We start from the raw sequence: 16,920 nt of genomic DNA, 5'->3' as shown, positions 1-16,920 counted from the left end.
GCCCCGACATCCAAGATGCCGGGGTCTTCAAAAGCGGACTCACTGACAGCGCTGATTATTCGTCGTCGGGCAGGGCGCGCACGGCGCCTTTTGCGGCGGAGGTGGCCAGCAGGGCATAGGCTTTGAGCGCGGTGGAGACCTTGCGCTTGCGCGGCTTCACCGGTTTCCAGCCTGCTGCGTCCTGGGCGGCGCGCCGTGTCGCCAGCTCCTCGTCGGAGACCGCCAGGTGGATGGTGCGGTTGGGGATGTCGATCTCGATGGTATCCCCCTGCTGAACCAGGCCGATGGTGCCGCCTTCAGCTGCCTCAGGCGAGACATGGCCGATCGACAGCCCGGAGGTGCCGCCGGAAAAACGCCCGTCGGTCAGAAGCGCGCAGGCTTTGCCCAGCCCTTTTGATTTCAGATAGGAGGTCGGGTAGAGCATTTCCTGCATCCCCGGACCGCCGCGCGGGCCTTCATAGCGGATCACCACCACGTCACCCTCCTTGACCTTGCCGGTCAGGATGTCGTTCACCGCCTGATCCTGACTTTCGCAGACATAGGCCGAACCGGTGAATTTCAGGATGTTTTCATCCACCCCTGCGGTTTTCACGATGCAGCCGTCGCGGGCGATATTGCCAAACAGCACCGCCAGTCCGCCGTCCTGGCTGAAGGCATGTTCCTTGGAGCGGATCACCCCGCCTGCACGGTCGGTGTCCAGCTCCTTGTAGCGGTTGGACTGCGAAAACGCTTCGGTGGTGCGCACGCCGCCGGGGGCGGCCTTGAACAGCTCTTCGGCCTCGGGGTTGTTGGCAACCTTGATGTCCCATTTGGCGATTGCCTCGCCCATGGAGCTGGAGTGGACGGTGGCGCAATGGTCATGCAACAGTCCCGCGCGGCTGAGTTCACCCAGGATGGAGAAGATGCCACCGGCGCGGTGGACGTCTTCCATATGAACGTTTTCGGTGTTCGGTGCGACCTTGCACAGGCACGGCACCTTGCGCGACAGGCGGTCCATATCGGTCATGGTGAAATCGACCTTGCCTTCATTGGCGATGGCCAAGAGGTGCAGCACCGTATTGGTCGACCCGCCCATGGCGATATCGAGGCTCATGGCGTTTTCAAACGCATCAAAGGTGGCGATTTCGCGCGGCAGCAGGCCTTTCTCCTCGCCCACGTAGTGGCGCTTGGTGATGTCGACGATCTTGCGGCCCGCCTCAAGGAACAGGTGTTTGCGGTCGGCGTGGGTGGCCAGTGTCGAGCCATTGCCCGGCAGCGCCAGACCCAGCGCCTCGGCCAGACAGTTCATCGAGTTGGCGGTGAACATCCCGGAGCAGGAGCCGCAGGTGGGGCAGGCGTTTTCCTCGATATGCTGCACCTGCTCATCGGTGAGGTTCTCGTTGGCCGCCGCAACCATCGCATCGACGAGGTCGATCTTCTTGGCGTCGAGATCGGCAATGTCGATCTTGCCCGCTTCCATCGGTCCACCGGAAACGAAGATCGCCGGGATATTCAGCCGCATCGCTGCCATCAGCATGCCGGGAGTGATCTTGTCGCAGTTGGAGATGCAGACCATGGCATCGGCACAATGGGCGTTGACCATATATTCGACGGAATCCGCGATCACCTCGCGCGAGGGCAGCGAGTAGAGCATCCCGTCATGGCCCATGGCGATACCGTCATCCACCGCGATGGTGTTGAATTCCTTGGCGACGCCGCCGGCCGCCTCGACCTCGCGGGCGACCATCTGGCCCAGATCCTTGAGGTGGACGTGGCCGGGTACGAACTGGGTAAAGGAGTTGACGATGGCGATGATCGGCTTGCCGAAATCATCGTCCTTCATCCCTGTGGCGCGCCACAATCCGCGTGCGCCCGCCATATTGCGGCCATGGGTGGAAGTTCTGGATCGGTACATTGGCATCTGGCTGGTTCCCTTGTCTTTGCCCCTCAGGGACACGATTTGCGCAACAAAGGCAACATGTCGGGGCGGTCTTCGGTAATTATCTGGTGGTTTCTGCCGGTTTTCGCAGGCTTTGGCGGGGCGGAGTGGCGAACCGGGCGGTCAGGATCGGCATCCGGGACATCAGCGACAGGCCGAGGCTGTTGAGCCCTATGCCCATGCCCATAACCAAGACCAGAATCCAGCTGTCGGCCTGCGCCAGATTGGCGCCGGGGGCGCGGCAGGCCTGAGCGATGATCACGACAGATCCGGTGTAGCCCAGCAGCACGGCAACAGCGCCGGCAACACTATGCGACAGTTTCAAGGGGCTGAGCATCCGGGTTTTCCTGAGCTGGCGGATCCGCTAGAGATCGCAGGTCTGTGCGTTATAGCGCACAGTAGCGTTTGTGCGTTATAACGCACAAGAGGTTTTTGAAGCGCGGCATGAACCAATCCGCATCAGGCGGACCAGCAACGGGCAGCAGGCATGAGCGAAGATAGCATCACTCTGAATTTGCGGGACATTCGCCAGGGCGCAGGGCTAAGCCTGTCACGGGCTGCCGAGGTCACCGGCGTCAGCAAGGCGATGCTGGGCCAGATCGAGCGCGGCGAATCAAGCCCGACGATTGCCACCCTGTGGAAAATTGCCAAGGGGTTTCATCTGCCGCTCAGCGCGCTGATCGGCGAGGCGGCAGCCCCTGATCTGGCCGCCAGCGGCGAGCGGGTGTTCCGCTCGGTCCAGTTTCCCGGTTCGATCGCGGTGAAGATGGTGTTTCCCTTTGATCCTGCGCTTGCGGCCGAGACCTTTCACGTGAGCCTGCGTCCCGGCCAATGCCACCTGTCCCAGCCCCACGACAGCGGCGTGACTGAAGAGGTCTTCGTGCTGGAGGGCGCGATGGAGGTGTTGCGGGGCGACGATTGGGTGGCGCTGGATACCGGGCAGGGGCTGCGCTTTGCGGCGGATCAGCCACACGGCTATCGCTGTGGCGACAGCGGTGCTGCGTTCTTGAACATGCACCACTACCGCCGCGTGGCCTCTCGCGGCTAGCGGCAGCCGGATCAATTGGCCGCAGCGGCGCGGCTTGTCGCCGGGGCAGAGGATGCCTAATGCTGGTGGCATTGATGACGAGGCGCCAGACCCTCCGGGGTGCGCGCGTCTTGCCCCTGTTTCCATTGACCTATTGCCGGAGAGTTTTCCACCGGCCTTATTACGAAAGCGATCTGATCCATGGACACTCTGCGCGGCAGTCTCCTGATGGTGCTCGCTATGGCCGCCTTTGCGCTGGAGGATATGTTCATCAAATCCGCGGCCCGAAGCCTGCCGGTCGGGCAGATCCTGATCCTGTTCGGGGCCGGGGGCATGGTGATCTTTGCCATCATGGCGCGTGCACAGGGGCACCGCCTGTGGACCCCGGTGTTCTGCACGCGCGCGCTTGTGCTGCGCTCTGTCGCCGAGGTTGCAGGGCGGCTGTGCTACACGCTGGCAATTGCGCTGACGCCGCTTTCTTCGGCCTCCGCAATCCTGCAGGCGACGCCGCTGGTGGTTGCTGCCGGCGCGGTGGTCTTCTTTAACGAGCATGTGGGCCTGCGCCGCTGGCTGGCGATTGCGGCGGGTTTTGTCGGCGTCTTGATGATCCTGCGCCCGGGGGCCAGCGGGTTTGAGCTGGCCTCGCTCTTTGCGGTGGCGGGAACGCTTGGCTTTGCAGGCCGCGATCTGGCCACCCGCGCGGCTCCGGCCGGGCTGTCGAACGCGCATCTCGGGCTGGCCGGATTTGCCATGCTGATCGTTGCGGGGGTCATGGCGCAGCCCTTTGGCGCGCCGATGGTGATGCCGGATCTCGCCACCGGGGCCGGTCTGGTGGCTGCAACAGTGGTAGGGGTGGTGGCCTATCACGCCCTGACCGGCGCCATGCGGAGCGGCGAGATTTCGGTCATCGCTCCCTTCCGCTACACCCGGCTGGTGTTTGCGATGGTGCTTGGGGTGGTGGTCTTCCACGAGCGCCCCGACCTCTGGACCCTGATGGGCAGCGCGGTCATCGTGATCAGTGGCGGCTTTACCCTGATGCGCAGCCGTCGCCGTCAGCCTACCTGAATCCGGTCGGTGGGGCGGGGGCCAATCCTCCGCTGCATCACCATCTTGCACCTCTCCCCCCGGCAGCTTACATCTGCGCCCATGGCCAAGCAAAAATCAGACCTGAATTACAAAGTGATCGCAGAGAACCGCCGCGCGCGGTTTGACTATGCGATCGAGGACGATCTGGAATGCGGGATCCTGCTGGAAGGATCCGAGGTCAAATCCCTGCGCGCCGGCGGTACCAATATCGCCGAGAGCTACGCGACGGTGGATGATGGCGAACTCTGGTTGGTGAACTCCTATATCGCGCCTTACGAGCAGGCGAAGATGTTCAAGCATGAGGAGCGTCGTCGCCGCAAGCTGCTGGTGTCGCGCAAGGAGTTGTCGAACCTTTGGAATGCAACCCAGCGCAAGGGGATGACCCTGGTGCCGCTGGTGATGTATTTCAACCATCGCGGTCTGGCCAAGGTGAAGATCGGCATCGCCAAGGGAAAGAAGAACCACGACAAGCGCGAGACCGAGGCCAAACGCGATTGGTCGCGCCAGAAGCAACGCCTGCTGAAAGACCACAGCTGAGTGCGACGCATTGCAGCTGCGGTGGGACAGGGCCACGTCTGGATCTGCCGCCGGGCCTGCGTCGGACCTACGACCGTCGCTTCCCGGCCACCCTATCCTGCCCGGCAGTGGCACCGGGTAACGCGCGGCCATTGCAATAACTGACTGAATAAGTCAGATAAGCCCAACCCAGCAGACACATCCCTCGGTCAGGCCCGGCATCTTCTGTTTTCCTCCCTGTGACAAGGATGATGCCGATGCCTGAGGCCCTTTCTGATTCGCGACCTCTGACCCCTGCGCCCGCCGCTGACATGCCAACTATGCCCGCAGAAACCGCGCTTGCGGAACTGGGGCTTGATCCGTTTGAGGTCGCGCTGCTGCCACAGCTGCGCCATTTCACCACCTGCCTGCGAGAGCCGCAGAGCCAGGCCTGGCAGCACGCCTGTTGCAGCGCGGCTGAGCGCTGGGGTGAGAGTTTCGGCCTGGGGGTCGCGCATGCGCTGTTCAAGGTGGTGCGCTGCCTGCATGACCTGCGCGGCGAGCTTTATCAGGGGCATGACGCGCTGACCCTCTCGACCCGAGCCAGTGTCACCGCGGATGAAGCGGCCTGTCTGCGGATGCTGCATCACATGCGCCGCGACAACACCCCAGCGGCCCGCGACGCCGTGGCCGATCTGACCGGCGGCTGGATGGACCCGCATGTGATCCGCGCGGCGCTGTCCTTTGCCCATCGCTTCCCGGCGGGCAAGGCGGATCCGGCCCCTCGGTCACAACCTGCCACCGAATCCGCGCGCCCTCGGCTGCGGGTTGTCCGCTGACAGGGAGTGCAGATGCCCGGCGCAGCGCCTCCGATCCGGCCCGGTGGGACAGATTGTTGCGCTGCAGGCCTGGCCTCCCTTGCGACTCTGTCCGCGCGGTTGTACGGATGCCTCAGCACATATGAGGGGAGGCGGTAACGTTGGATGATCCTAAAACGCTTGTGTCGACAGACTGGCTTGCTGCGCATCTGAAGGACCCTGATCTGCGGCTCCTTGATGCCTCGTGGTACATGCCGCACGAAGGGCGAGACGCCAAGGCGGAGTATGACGCAGCTCATATTCCCGGCGCGCGCTTCTTTGATATCGACGATATCGCCGACAATCGCTCCGAGCTGCCGCATATGGTTCCCCCGGTGGAGAAATTTATGTCCCGCCTGCGCGCGATGGGGGTCGGTGACGGCCATCAGGTCGTGGTCTATGACGGCACTGGGCTGCGGTCGGCGGCGCGGGTGTGGTGGCTGTTCCGCCTGATGGGGCAGACCAATGTTGCGGTGCTGGACGGTGGTCTGCCGAAATGGCAGGCCGAGGGCAACCCGGTCGAAGATCTGCCGCCGGTCATCCGCGACCGCCATATGACCGTGCGGGTGCAGAACCATCTGCTGCGTGATGTGACGCAAGTGTCCTCCGCCGCCAAGCTCGGCGATCACGAGATCATCGACGCCCGTGCGGCCGCGCGGTTTCAGGGCACGGTTGCCGAACCCCGCGAGGGTCTGCGGTCGGGTCATATCCCCGGCTCCAAGAACCTGCCCTATACCGAACTGCTGAACGCTGACCAGACGATGAAAGCGCCGGACGCGCTGCGTGCCGCCTTTGAACGGGCTGGTGTCGATCTCAGCAAGCCTGCCATCACCACCTGTGGGTCAGGCGTGACCGCCGCAGTCCTCAGCCTCGCCATGGAGCGGATCGGCAAGACCGATCATTCGCTTTATGACGGCTCCTGGACTGAGTGGGGCGCCTTCCCAACCCTTCCCGTTGCAACCGGAGAGACCTGATGTTCGAAACCCTGAAACCCCAGCCGGCGGACAAGATCCTGATGCTGATGCAGACGTATCGCGACGACCCGCGCGATGACAAGATCGACCTTGGCGTCGGCGTCTACAAGAACGCCGAAGGGGTGACCCCGGTGATGCGCGCCATCAAGGCGGCAGAACATAAACTGTGGGAAGAGCAGACCTCCAAATCCTACGTCGGCCTGGCCGGTGATCCGGCCTATTCCGACGCGATGATCAAGCTGATCCTTGCGGATAGCGTCGAGCGGGGCAATGTCGCGGCAGCCGCCACCCCCGGTGGCACCGGTGCCGTGCGTCAGGCGTTTGAGCTGATCAAGATGGCCAACCCCGGCGCGCGGGTGTTCGTGTCGAACCCGACCTGGCCCAACCACATCTCGATCCTGAACTATCTGCACATCGAAACCGTCGCCTATCGCTATTTCGACCGCGAGACCTGCGGCGTTGATTTCGATGGCATGATTGAAGATCTGAAAACCGCCAACAAAGGCGACGTGGTGCTGCTGCATGGCTGCTGCCACAACCCGACCGGTGCCAACCTCAACATCGTGCAGTGGCAGGAAGTGGTGGCGCTGCTGAACGAACGCGGTCTCATTCCGATGATCGACATTGCCTATCAGGGCTTTGGCGATGGTCTGGAAGAGGACGCGCAGGGCGTGCGCTACGTGGCGGCCAACACGCCGGAATGTCTGATCGCGGCCAGCTGTTCAAAGAACTTCGGCATCTACCGCGAACGCACCGGCCTGCTGATGGCAGTATCGCAGGATGCAGGCGCACAGGGGCTGAACCAGGGCACGCTGGCGTTCCTGAACCGGCAGAACTATTCCTTCCCGCCGGATCATGGCGCGCGTCTGGTGACCATGATCCTGAATGACGACGCGCTGCGCGCCGATTGGGCGGCGGAACTGGAAGAGACCCGCCTTGGCATGCTGAAACTCCGCCAGCAGCTCGCGGATGAGCTGCAGCGCCTGACCGGGTCTGACCGCTTTGCCTTTCTGGCCCAGCATCGCGGCATGTTCTCACTGCTCGGCACCACGCCTGAAATGGTCGAGAAGATGCGCGCCGACAGCGGCATCTACATGGTCGGCGACAGCCGCATGAATATCGCAGGTCTGAACACCCAGACGGTGCCGATCCTCGCCCAGGCGATTGTCGACGCTGGCGTCTGATCCCGCCTGTCTGATTCAGGCTGTCAGAACCGATGATCACGCCCCGCTTCGGCGGGGCGTTTTTGCGACGGCTCACCAGACTTTCTCAATTCGTCTGGGCAAAAGCCTTCAAAGACTTTTGGCTGCCGCCCGGGGGGCACCCAAATGAAAACGCGGCCCCCGGAGGCACCGGGAACCGCGTTCAGTTTCAAGCCGGGTTCGGATCAGCTGGGGGAAAATTCGGGATAGGCTTCCATACCCAGTTCCGCCATGTCCAGACCGTTGACTTCGTCCTCTTCGCCAACCCGGATACCGGTCACCGCCCGCAGGATCAGCCAGACCACGGCGGAAGAGATAATGACGAAGAGCGCGACAACCACGATCCCGGTCAGCTGTGTGATCAGGCTGGCTTCGGGGTTGGTCAGCACAACCGCGATGGTGCCCCAGATACCGGCCACCAGGTGAACCGGGATGGCGCCGACCACATCGTCGATTTTCAGCTTGTCCAGCAGTGGCACCACAAAGACCACGATTATGCCGCCAGCAGCCCCGATCAGCGTTGCCATGCCCAGACCGGGCGTCAGCGGTTCTGCGGTGATCGACACCAGACCCGCCAGCGCGCCGTTCAGGATCATGGTAAGATCGGGCTTCTTGAACAGCAGCTGCGTCAGGATCAGCGCGGCCACGGCGCCGCCAGCTGCGGCTGCGTTGGTATTGGCAAAGATCCGGCTCACGTCCGCGACATCCCCGACAGTGCCCATCGCCAGCTGCGAGCCACCGTTAAAGCCGAACCAGCCCAGCCACAGGATGAACGTCCCAATGGTGGCCAGCGCCAGGTTGGATCCGGGCATCGGGACGGTCTTGCCGTTCTTGTACTTGCCAATGCGCGGGCCAAGGATCAGCGCGCCGGTCAGAGCCGCCCAGCCCCCAACGGAATGCACCACGGTGGAGCCTGCAAAGTCGAGGAACCCCATTTCGTCCAGGAAGCCGCCGCCCCATTTCCAGCTGGCCTGCAGCGGGTAGATCACTGCGGTCAGCACGATGGTAAAGGCGAGAAAGGGCCAGAGTTTCACGCGCTCGGCGAGGGTGCCGGAGACAATGGAGGCCGTGGTTGCACAGAACATCAGCTGGAAGAAGAAATCCGATCCGGTGGCGGCATAGGAGTAATCATCCGCCTGCTCGGCGGTGATGCCCACCGCCTCCAGAACGCCCGGACCCCAGACACCGGAGAGGACGCCCTCAATCGACCAGGTGCCCAGCGGATACATCAGGTTATAGCCGATCAGGTAATAGAAGATGGCCGCCAGAGAGAACAGCGCAACGTTTTTTGTCAGCTGCATGGTGACGTTTTTCGACCGCACCAGACCCGCTTCCAGCATGGCAAAACCGGCCGCCATCCAGAACACGAGGAAGCCGCCGACCAGAAACAGCAGCGAGTTGAGGATAAACACCGTGTCAGTGGCCGCCGCTCCGGGCGCCGGGGCCGCAGCGGCGGTCTCTTGGGCGAGGGCGAGGCCGGGCAGGGCCAGCGTCGCCACCGCTGCAAGGGAAAGGGTTGATTTACGCATAACTGATTTCCTTCCTTTGCGCGTTTTCACAGCGCGTCGTGATTGGTTTCGCCGGTGCGCACGCGGATCGCCTGCTCAACGTCGAGAACAAAAATCTTACCGTCACCGATCTTGCCGGTGCGGGCGGTCTGGGTGATGGTGTCGACGACCTGATCGGCCAGCCCGGAGGGCACCACCAGATCCAGCCGCATCTTGGGCACGAAATTCACCTCATATTCCGCCCCACGATAGATCTCCGTATGGCCGGACTGGGCGCCGAACCCCTTGATTTCCGTGACCATCAGCCCGGACACGCCGATGGATGTCAGCGCCTCGCGGACCTCCTCCAGCTTGAACGGCTTGATGGTTGCTATGATCATTTTCATGCCCGACCCCCTGTGATGATGGCGGCGCGTGGTGACAGCGCCTGAACTGTTTGCAGGTGCAGCAAATCCGCAGAGCCGAGTCGGTGGAACGTTCGGGGCCGGGTTTTGAGGGCGGTTGCGGCGGGACGGCTAAAAAATAGGCGATCTTTTGCCAGTCCGCCTAAAAAACACCCGACTTTCAGAGGGGAAATGTCGTGAAACTGCCCCTCAACAAACCGTCGCAGACACGGTATGGTCCGCAAAACGGGCAAACCGGGCAGGATCTGGAAGATGGCACAAGGACCGCGGCGCCGACCTCTGGTCGCAGACAAGCGCTACGCGACAGCGGGGCGCGGCACGCAGGGCAAAGCGCCCGCGCGCAAGGCCAAACCACGGCCGAAATCAACCGCAAGGCCGCGTAAATCGGGCTGGCTTGGCCTGTTCGGCGGCGGTCGCAAAACGGCTGGCACCGGGGGCGGCGGCAGAGGCCCGCGCAAACCGCAGAAACCAAAGACCCTGCTGGGCAAGATCCTCGCGCTGCTGCTGGCACCATTTCGCTGGGCGTTCCGGCTGGCCTGGGGATTTGCCTGGCGGATCGGCATGATCTCGACCGCGCTGGTGGCGCTGGCGGTGGGCTACCACTACATGAAACTGCCCGAGGTTGCTGAACTGTTGGACGGGCGCGCGCGCGGCTCTGTCACGCTCACCGATCGCAACGGCGAGGTCTTTGCCTGGCGGGGGGATCAATTCGGCGGCGTGGTCACCAGCGAAACCGTCTCGCCCTACCTGAAGAACGCCATCGTCGCGACCGAGGATAAACGGTTCTACCGCCACTTCGGTGTATCGCCGCGCGGCGTTGCCAGCGCTGTCCGCATCAACCTGAGCGAAGGGCGCGGCCCGCTGTCCGGCCATGGCGGCTCCACCATCACGCAGCAGACCGCCAAGCTGCTGTGCCTCGGCGTGGTCTATGATCCGACCGAATGGGAGAGCGAGCGCGCCTATGAACGCGACTGCCGCCAGGGGTCGCTGTGGCGCAAGGCCAAGGAAGCCATCTTCGCGATGGCGATGGAGGCCAAATACACCAAGGATGAAATCCTCTCGATCTATATGAACCGCGCCTATCTGGGCGGTGGCGCCTATGGGGCCGAGGCCGCAGCGCAGCGCTATTTCGGCAAATCCGCCAATCAGGTGGATGCCGCAGAGGCGGCGATGCTGGCGGGTCTGCTGACAGCCCCTTCAACGCTGGCACCGACCAATAATCTGCAACGCTCGCAGGATCGCGCCGCCACCGTGCTGCGCCTGATGCAGGAGCAGGGGTATCTGACCACCGCTGAAATGCGCGCGGCGCAGAATACGCCTGCGGTCCTGAGCGAGGCCGCCGCCGCCCGCGCCGGTGGCTATTTCGCCGATTGGGTGATGGACACCATCCCGGATTTCTTTGGCAATGAGACAACCGAGGATGTGGTGATCCGCACCACCATCGACCAGCGCCTGCAACGCGCAGCCGAAGATGCACTGAACCATGTCTTTGACACCAAGGTCCGCGAAGGCTCCAAGGCGCAGGCCGCCATTGTGGTGATGAGCGCGGATGGCGCGGTCCGGGCCATGGTGGGTGGGCGCAAATCCCGTGTCTCCGGTGTGTTCAACCGCGCGACCCAGGCCAAGCGTCAGACCGGCTCGGCCTTCAAACCCTTTGTCTATGCCACGGCGCTTGAACTGGGGTATTCGCCGCTCGACCGGGTGCTGGACGCGCAATATTGCCTTGATGTTCCGGGGTCCGGCCAGTGGTGTCCAAAGAACTATACGCGGAAATTCTATGGCGAGGTCACCCTGGCGCAGGCCCTGCGGGATTCGCTGAACGTCCCGGCTGTGAAAGTGTCCGAGGCGGTGGGTCGCGATCTGGTGCGTCGCGTGGCCGGTGATTTCGGACTGGACAGTGAACTGGCCGCCGGCCCGGCGCTGGCGCTTGGCGCATCGGAAAGCACGCTGCTTGATATGACCGGAGCCTATGCGGGCATTCTCAATGGTGGCTCCTCGGTGACCCCATATGGCGTGACGGAGCTGACGATCATTGGCGACAACACCCCTCTGATGGGCGCCAGCGGCGGTCTGGGCGAGCGGGTGATCCAGACCAAGGCGGCACGGGAACTGATCTGGATGATGGAACAGGTGGTGTCGCAGGGCAGCGGTCGGCGGGCGCAGATCCCCGGCTGGCAGGCGGCCGGCAAGACCGGCACGACACAGGCGGCCCGTGATGCCTGGTTTGTGGGCTTCACTGCCGATTATGTCGCGGGCGTCTGGATGGGTTATGATGACAACACGCCGCTCTCCGGCGTGACCGGTGGCGGTCTGCCCGCCGATATCTGGCGCGAGGTCATGGTGCGGGTGCATGACGGTCTGACACCCAAACCGCTGCCGATGATCGCACCGCAGCCCATCGCACCACCGCCACAACCGCAGCCACAGCGTCGCCAGCGGCCCAACGTCGGGCAGGAACTGGGGCGCGCGGTGGACGGTCTGCTGCGTGACATCTTCGGCAACCGATAGCGCATCACGCCGGACCAAGCCGGGCCAATATGGGTCATATGTCCCGCATGTCTCTGCGCTGTCACCGTGCAGCGTTCCGGCGCGGGCGGTGGCGTTCAGTCACTCCGTTTGGTGACCGCCGGTAGCCCCGTTTGGTGTCGCACCGCGCTGGGGATCATCGCGCGACCTTATGCGCGCTGACCGGGCGCGGCGCACAAACTGCAATCCTGAAATAGAAAAAGGGGCCGTCTGGCCCCTTCTTCGTGATCTGTCTGACGCTGCGGTGGCTGAACTCAGCTCAGCCGCTTCAGCTCGGCGATCAGCTTGTTGATATCACCCTTGTTGCGGTCAAGGATGGCCCCGATCTCGGTGCGTTCGGTCAACAGCAGGTTCACGCCTTCGATGAACATGTTGTAGAATTTGTCGCGACCGGATTTATCGGACACGAGGAAGGTCACCTCAAACGGCGCCTGACCTTTCAGCTTGGCCAGCGATTTGATCTCATAACCCGCCTTGATCTTGCGCGCGGATTGCACCTCGACCGAACCGCCGATGAACTCGCGGAACCGTTTGCCGTATTTGCGGGAGATATAGCCCTGGAACGCATCGGCAAAAGCGTTCATCTGCGCGCCCGAGGCGCGGCGGGCATCCACACCCAGCGCATAGCGCGCCATGATGTTCACATCCGCATAGCGCACGAAAATCTTCTCGAAATCGCGGATCATCGCACCTTCGGACTTGCCGGAGGCGATGACCTTGTTGATGTCGCCAACGACGCTGCCGACAAGGCTGCGCGCGGCGGCTTCACTCAGGGCAAGCACTTTACCGGGCAGGGCGGCCAGCCCGAGAAAGGCAACGCCAGTGGCCAGGAAACTGCGGCGGGTCAGAAAATTACTCGGCATAGATGTCCTCATACGGATCTGAATAGGGATCGCCATAGACCCCTTCGTATTCACTTTGATCGCCGCCCAACTCGAAGCGGCGGTTCTGAAGGTAGATCAGCCGCGCCTGCGCGTAGCTGTCGGCGCTCTCATACAAAATCGAGTCGATGGTGTCGGAATATGTGCCACGATCCCCCAGACGACGCACCACCTCGGCATAGATGCCGATGTTGTCGGCTGGATTATGCCGAGCGTAGCTGATCGGATTGGTGAAGAAATCCACCACGATGCCAGCCCCGTCGCGGGCGGTGGAGGGGCCAAAGAACGGCAGCTCGACATAGGCGCCTTCGCCAACACCCCAGACATGCAGCGTCTCGCCGAAATTGGTGTCCACACGCGGCACGTTGAAGTCAGAGGCCGGATCGCCAAGGCCGCCGATGCCAAAGATCGTATTGATCACAAAGCGCGATACAGCGATGCCCGATTCCTTGAAATTGCCCTGCAACAGCGCATTCACCGCCTGACCCGGCATCGACAGGTTCTCGGCAAAGTTGTTGAAACTGGTCACCATATCCGGCGGCACAATCGCGACATAACCCTTGGCAGCGGGGCGAAAGGCAAAGCGGTCAACACCACGGTTGAAATTGTGAATGGACCGGTTGGTGTTCTCGTAAGGATCGAACACCTCACCCGACGCGCGCGAGACACTATCTTGGGTTGCGCAGCCTGCCAGTGTCGACGTAACAGTTACCAGGGCCATAATCAAAAAAGGTCGCAGCGGGAAGGTCATTCGCTTCGGTGTCCAATCTGTCTGCTGTGGGCGCGTTGGACCCACTTAGGGTGTTTCTCAGCTCTGCCTAGTCAGAGACTGGGCTTGTTTACACAGTTGTGGCAGATTTGGAACATATGTGGTCCGGTTTTCTGCGCGCGTGGCTGATACATAGGGCATATTGACAGGGAATTGCAGACCTCTCATGACGAAAACTACTAATAAATCCGGCTTCGATGAGCTGCGTGCGCATCGTCGCCGCAGTCGTGGTCTCTATTGGTCGGTCGGTATCTTCAGCTTCTTCGTGAATATGCTGATGCTGACGGGACCGCTATACATGATGCAGGTCTATGACCGGGTGCTGGGCAGCCGGTCGGTGGCGACGCTGATCGCGCTGTCACTGCTGGTGGTGTTTCTCTACGGCACAATGGGTATTCTGGATTATGCGCGCGGGCGCATTCTGTCGCGGGCCGGCGCGCGGTTTCAGGCCGGGCTGGACCAGCGCGTGTTTGATGCCATGATCCGCCGTTCCGCGGTGGCTCAGGATCCGGTGGCGCAGACCGGTCTCAGCGATTTGGAATCGGTGCAACGTCTGATCGCCTCGCCGGTGCTCGGTGCCGCATTCGATCTGCCCTGGACGCCGATCTTCCTGTTTGGCATCGCTCTGTTCCACCCCTGGCTCGGGCTGCTGGCGCTTGGTGGTGGTGCGGTTCTCATCGCCATCGCGGTGCTGAACCAGTTCCTGTCGCGCCGCCCGCAGATGCAGGCGGGCATTTCCGGCCACCGGGCCAATCTGATGTCCGAGGAAATCCGCACCGAAGCGGAGATGATCCAGTCTATGGGTATGCGCCGCGCCGCGTTTCAGCGCTGGAAAGCGGGCCGCGATGCCGCACTGGTGGACAGTGTCGCCGCCAGCGACGTCGGCGGCGGCTTCACCACATTGACCAAAACCCTGCGTCTGTTCCTGCAGTCGGCGATGCTGGGTCTGGGCGCCTATCTGGTGCTGCAGAACGAGGTGACCGCCGGCGCGATGATCGCAGGCTCGATCCTGATGGGCCGGGCGCTGGCGCCTATCGAACTGGCGCTTGGTCAATGGGCGATGGTGCAGCGCGCGCTGAAGGGCTGGCGCAATCTCGCCGAGCTGCTGGAGAAAGTCCCGGAAGAGCCGCAGCGCACCGAATTGCCCAAACCCTCCGCCAATCTCGAAGTACAGGCGCTGGCGGTGGTGCCGCCGGGGGACAGCCGTCCGCAGCTGCGCAATGTCAGCTTCCGGGTGCAGCCGGGTCAGGCCATCGGCGTGATCGGCCCCTCAGGCTCCGGCAAATCCACCCTCGCGCGGGCACTGACCGGCGCCTGGCGCCCGGCGGCGGGCACGGTGCGGCTGGATGGCGCCTCGCTGGAGCAATACGCCCCCGAGGTGCTGGGCCAGAACATCGGCTACCTGCCGCAGCGCGTGCAGCTGTTCGAGGGCACCATTGCCCAGAACATCGCCCGGCTGTCGTCCAACCCGGATTCCGAAAAAGTCGTCGCCGCCGCGAAAAAGGCTGCGGCCCATGATATGATCGTGCATCTGCCCGATGGCTATGACACCCGGATCACGGCTGGGGGCGGGCGGCTCTCCGGCGGTCAGATGCAGCGTGTCGCCCTGGCGCGCGCGCTTTATGACGATCCGGTGATCGTCATTCTGGATGAGCCGAATTCGAACCTCGACAACGACGGGTCGGTGGCGCTCAACCGGGCGATCAAACAGCTCAAGGCCGATGGCAGATCGGTGCTGATCATGGCCCATCGCCCGGCGGCCATTCAGGAATGTGACCTTTTGCTGGTCATTGATCAGGGGATCCAGACCGCCTTTGGCCCCAAGGACAAGGTCCTGCGGGAAATGGTTTCGAACCACCAGAGCATTCAACAGGCAGCGCCAGGAGGTGTGCGATGAACCAGACCGATACCGGGGCCATATCCTGGTCCGCCCGCCGTCCGCTGCTGATCGGCCTGTTCGGCGTTGTGATCCTGCTCGGGGGCTTTGGCACCTGGTCGGTTGCCACCTCCATCGCCGGTGCCATCGTGGCCTCGGGCCGGATTGAGGTCGACCGCAACCGGCAGGTTGTGCAGCACCTCGACGGCGGCATCGTGCAGGACATTCTGGTGGAAGAGGGCGACACCGTGGCCGAGGGCGCGGTGCTGCTGCGGCTGGATGCCAAGGAGCTGCACTCGCAATTGGTCATCACCGAAGGTCAGCTGTTTGAACTGATGGCACGCCGCGCGCGCCTTGATGCCGAGCGGGACAGCGCCGAGACGGTTGAGTTCGACGCCGAGCTTTCCGAACTGGCCGAAACCCGGCCAGAGGTGGCCGATCTGATGCAGGGCCAGCTCCGCCTGTTTCAGGCGCGCAAGGATTCGGTGGCGCGCGAAATCGACCAGCTGGAAAAACGACGCTCGCAGATACAGGATCAGATCAAAGGCGTTCTGGCGCAGCAGGCCTCGCGCCGCACCCAGCTCGAGCTGATCGAGGAGGAGCTGGCAAACCAGCAGTCGCTGCTGGATCGCGGGCTGGCGCAGGCCGGCACGGTTCTGAACCTGCGCCGGACCGAGGCCGACCTGCAAGGTTCGCTGGGCGAGCTGATTGCCACCGAGGCCCAGGCCGAGGGGCGCATCACCGAAATCGACATCGAAATCCTCAAACTGGGCACCCAGCAGCGCGAGCAGGCCATCACCCGGCTGCGCGATCTGCGCTATCAGGAGCTGGAATTGGCCGAGACCCGCCGCGCGCTGAAGGAACGTCTGGCGCGGCTCGATATCACTGCACCGGTCTCCGGCATCGTCTATGGTCTGCAGGTCCATACGCCGCGCTCGGTGATCCGGGCGGCGGAGCCGGTGCTTTATCTGGTGCCGCAGGACAGGCCGCTGGTGATTGCCGCGCAGGTGGCCCCCACCGATGTCGATCAGATCTATGTCGGTCAGCCGGTAACCCTGCGCTTCCCGGCTCTGGATCAGCGCCTGACGCCGGAACTTTTCGGCACGGTGAAACAGGTCTCTGCCGATGCGTTTGAGGATCAGGCGAGCAAGCTCTCCTACTACCGCACCGAGATCGAACTGGATCCCGGCCAGCTGGAAACCCTGCCCGAGGGCACGGTGCTGATCCCCGGTATGCCGGTCGAAGGATACATCCGCACCGCCGAGCGCACGCCGCTGGCCTATCTCGTGAAACCCCTTGCCGACTACTTCGTCAAAGCCTTCAGGGAAAGCTGACGGGGCCGAGCAGCGCGAAGCCGCGGACACGTCGCAAAACCGCCCCACCCGGGGCGGTTTTTT

General features: G+C 63.0%; 15 protein-coding genes. 9 read left to right on the top strand and 6 right to left on the bottom strand.

From position 1 onward, the window contains the following. Positions 1–55: 55 nt before the first annotated feature. Both ilvD and VWZ85_RS09180 read right to left on the bottom strand, forming a co-directional pair. Complete coding sequence (ilvD, locus tag VWZ85_RS09185) at positions 56–1,900, bottom strand: dihydroxy-acid dehydratase (protein ID WP_416587970.1); 1,845 nt, start codon at positions 1,898–1,900, stop codon at positions 56–58. Between the two features lie 79 nt (positions 1,901–1,979). Beyond that, complete coding sequence (locus VWZ85_RS09180; RefSeq protein WP_416587968.1) at positions 1,980–2,255, bottom strand: benzoate/H(+) symporter BenE family transporter; 276 nt, start codon at positions 2,253–2,255, stop codon at positions 1,980–1,982. Between the two features lie 150 nt (positions 2,256–2,405). Between VWZ85_RS09180 and VWZ85_RS09175 the strand changes: the two genes are divergently transcribed. The 6 genes from VWZ85_RS09175 to VWZ85_RS09150 all read left to right on the top strand — a co-directional run bounded on the left by VWZ85_RS09175 (position 2,406) and on the right by VWZ85_RS09150 (position 7,541). Beyond that, positions 2,406–2,966, top strand: coding sequence for a helix-turn-helix domain-containing protein (locus tag VWZ85_RS09175; protein ID WP_416535285.1), 561 nt, complete (start codon positions 2,406–2,408; stop codon positions 2,964–2,966). Positions 2,967–3,146: 180 nt separating this feature from the next. Then, positions 3,147–4,010 carry a DMT family transporter gene (locus VWZ85_RS09170; protein ID WP_416541191.1) on the top strand — a complete coding sequence of 288 codons (864 nt, stop codon included), beginning with the start codon at positions 3,147–3,149 and terminating at the stop codon, positions 4,008–4,010. 81 nt (positions 4,011–4,091) lie between these two features. After that, complete coding sequence (gene smpB / locus VWZ85_RS09165; protein WP_416587964.1) at positions 4,092–4,568, top strand: SsrA-binding protein SmpB; 477 nt, start codon at positions 4,092–4,094, stop codon at positions 4,566–4,568. Positions 4,569–4,804: 236 nt separating this feature from the next. Then, complete coding sequence (locus VWZ85_RS09160) at positions 4,805–5,365, top strand: hypothetical protein (protein WP_416535284.1); 561 nt, start codon at positions 4,805–4,807, stop codon at positions 5,363–5,365. A gap of 140 nt (positions 5,366–5,505) precedes the next feature. Further along, positions 5,506–6,357 (top strand): 3-mercaptopyruvate sulfurtransferase, encoded by an 852-nt coding sequence (sseA, locus tag VWZ85_RS09155; RefSeq protein ID WP_340546778.1) that lies wholly within the window; start codon positions 5,506–5,508, stop codon positions 6,355–6,357. Then, the gene (locus VWZ85_RS09150) at positions 6,357–7,541 is read left to right on the top strand and encodes an aromatic amino acid transaminase (protein ID WP_416587961.1); all 1,185 of its coding nucleotides are present in this window, start codon (positions 6,357–6,359) and stop codon (positions 7,539–7,541) included. Before sseA ends, VWZ85_RS09150 begins: the two co-directional genes overlap by 1 nt. A 203-nt stretch (positions 7,542–7,744) precedes the next feature. On the opposite strand, the gene VWZ85_RS09145 is transcribed toward VWZ85_RS09150, so the two are convergent. Beyond that, positions 7,745–9,088: an ammonium transporter gene (locus VWZ85_RS09145; protein ID WP_416595458.1), complete on the bottom strand. Its 1,344-nt coding sequence runs from the start codon at positions 9,086–9,088 to the stop codon at positions 7,745–7,747. Positions 9,089–9,114: 26 nt separating this feature from the next. Next, positions 9,115–9,453: a P-II family nitrogen regulator gene (locus VWZ85_RS09140; protein WP_024095995.1), complete on the bottom strand. Its 339-nt coding sequence runs from the start codon at positions 9,451–9,453 to the stop codon at positions 9,115–9,117. A gap of 270 nt (positions 9,454–9,723) precedes the next feature. Here VWZ85_RS09140 and VWZ85_RS09135 point away from each other — a divergent pair, with 270 nt between their 5' ends. Then, positions 9,724–11,979: a transglycosylase domain-containing protein gene (locus tag VWZ85_RS09135; protein WP_416587955.1), complete on the top strand. Its 2,256-nt coding sequence runs from the start codon at positions 9,724–9,726 to the stop codon at positions 11,977–11,979. Positions 11,980–12,251: 272 nt separating this feature from the next. Here the strand turns inward: VWZ85_RS09135 and VWZ85_RS09130 are convergent, their stop codons facing one another. Further along, positions 12,252–12,860 (bottom strand): MlaC/ttg2D family ABC transporter substrate-binding protein, encoded by a 609-nt coding sequence (locus tag VWZ85_RS09130; RefSeq protein WP_340546782.1) that lies wholly within the window; start codon positions 12,858–12,860, stop codon positions 12,252–12,254. Continuing rightward, positions 12,850–13,629: a VacJ family lipoprotein gene (locus VWZ85_RS09125; RefSeq protein WP_374015516.1), complete on the bottom strand. Its 780-nt coding sequence runs from the start codon at positions 13,627–13,629 to the stop codon at positions 12,850–12,852. Before VWZ85_RS09125 ends, VWZ85_RS09130 begins: the two co-directional genes overlap by 11 nt. A 184-nt stretch (positions 13,630–13,813) precedes the next feature. On the opposite strand from VWZ85_RS09125, the gene VWZ85_RS09120 reads away from it, so the two are divergent. Next, positions 13,814–15,544: a type I secretion system permease/ATPase gene (locus VWZ85_RS09120; protein WP_416535282.1), complete on the top strand. Its 1,731-nt coding sequence runs from the start codon at positions 13,814–13,816 to the stop codon at positions 15,542–15,544. Then, positions 15,541–16,857, top strand: coding sequence for an HlyD family type I secretion periplasmic adaptor subunit (locus VWZ85_RS09115; protein ID WP_416587952.1), 1,317 nt, complete (start codon positions 15,541–15,543; stop codon positions 16,855–16,857). Before VWZ85_RS09120 ends, VWZ85_RS09115 begins: the two co-directional genes overlap by 4 nt. The last annotated feature ends 63 nt before the right edge of the window (positions 16,858–16,920 follow it).

The organism is Phaeobacter sp. JH20_29 (genome assembly GCF_048056175.1).
GTDB lineage: Bacteria > Pseudomonadota > Alphaproteobacteria > Rhodobacterales > Rhodobacteraceae > Phaeobacter > Phaeobacter bryozoorum.
This window is presented reverse-complemented; position numbering and strand designations above follow the sequence as displayed.

Bases quoted from the DNA above. Each gene is read 5' to 3' on its own strand.
- ilvD (WP_416587970.1), bottom strand. From the start codon at position 1,900: ATGCCAATGTACCGATCCAGAACTTCCACCCATGGCCGCAATATGGCG.
- VWZ85_RS09180 (WP_416587968.1), bottom strand. From the start codon at position 2,255: ATGCTCAGCCCCTTGAAACTGTCGCATAGTGTTGCCGGCGCTGTTGCC.
- VWZ85_RS09175 (WP_416535285.1), top strand. From the start codon at position 2,406: ATGAGCGAAGATAGCATCACTCTGAATTTGCGGGACATTCGCCAGGGC.
- VWZ85_RS09170 (WP_416541191.1), top strand. From the start codon at position 3,147: ATGGACACTCTGCGCGGCAGTCTCCTGATGGTGCTCGCTATGGCCGCC.
- smpB (WP_416587964.1), top strand. From the start codon at position 4,092: ATGGCCAAGCAAAAATCAGACCTGAATTACAAAGTGATCGCAGAGAAC.
- VWZ85_RS09160 (WP_416535284.1), top strand. From the start codon at position 4,805: ATGCCTGAGGCCCTTTCTGATTCGCGACCTCTGACCCCTGCGCCCGCC.
- VWZ85_RS09150 (WP_416587961.1), top strand. From the start codon at position 6,357: ATGTTCGAAACCCTGAAACCCCAGCCGGCGGACAAGATCCTGATGCTG.
- VWZ85_RS09145 (WP_416595458.1), bottom strand. From the start codon at position 9,088: ATGCGTAAATCAACCCTTTCCCTTGCAGCGGTGGCGACGCTGGCCCTG.
- VWZ85_RS09140 (WP_024095995.1), bottom strand. From the start codon at position 9,453: ATGAAAATGATCATAGCAACCATCAAGCCGTTCAAGCTGGAGGAGGTC.
- VWZ85_RS09135 (WP_416587955.1), top strand. From the start codon at position 9,724: ATGGCACAAGGACCGCGGCGCCGACCTCTGGTCGCAGACAAGCGCTAC.
- VWZ85_RS09130 (WP_340546782.1), bottom strand. From the start codon at position 12,860: ATGCCGAGTAATTTTCTGACCCGCCGCAGTTTCCTGGCCACTGGCGTT.
- VWZ85_RS09125 (WP_374015516.1), bottom strand. From the start codon at position 13,629: ATGACCTTCCCGCTGCGACCTTTTTTGATTATGGCCCTGGTAACTGTT.
- VWZ85_RS09120 (WP_416535282.1), top strand. From the start codon at position 13,814: ATGACGAAAACTACTAATAAATCCGGCTTCGATGAGCTGCGTGCGCAT.
- VWZ85_RS09115 (WP_416587952.1), top strand. From the start codon at position 15,541: ATGAACCAGACCGATACCGGGGCCATATCCTGGTCCGCCCGCCGTCCG.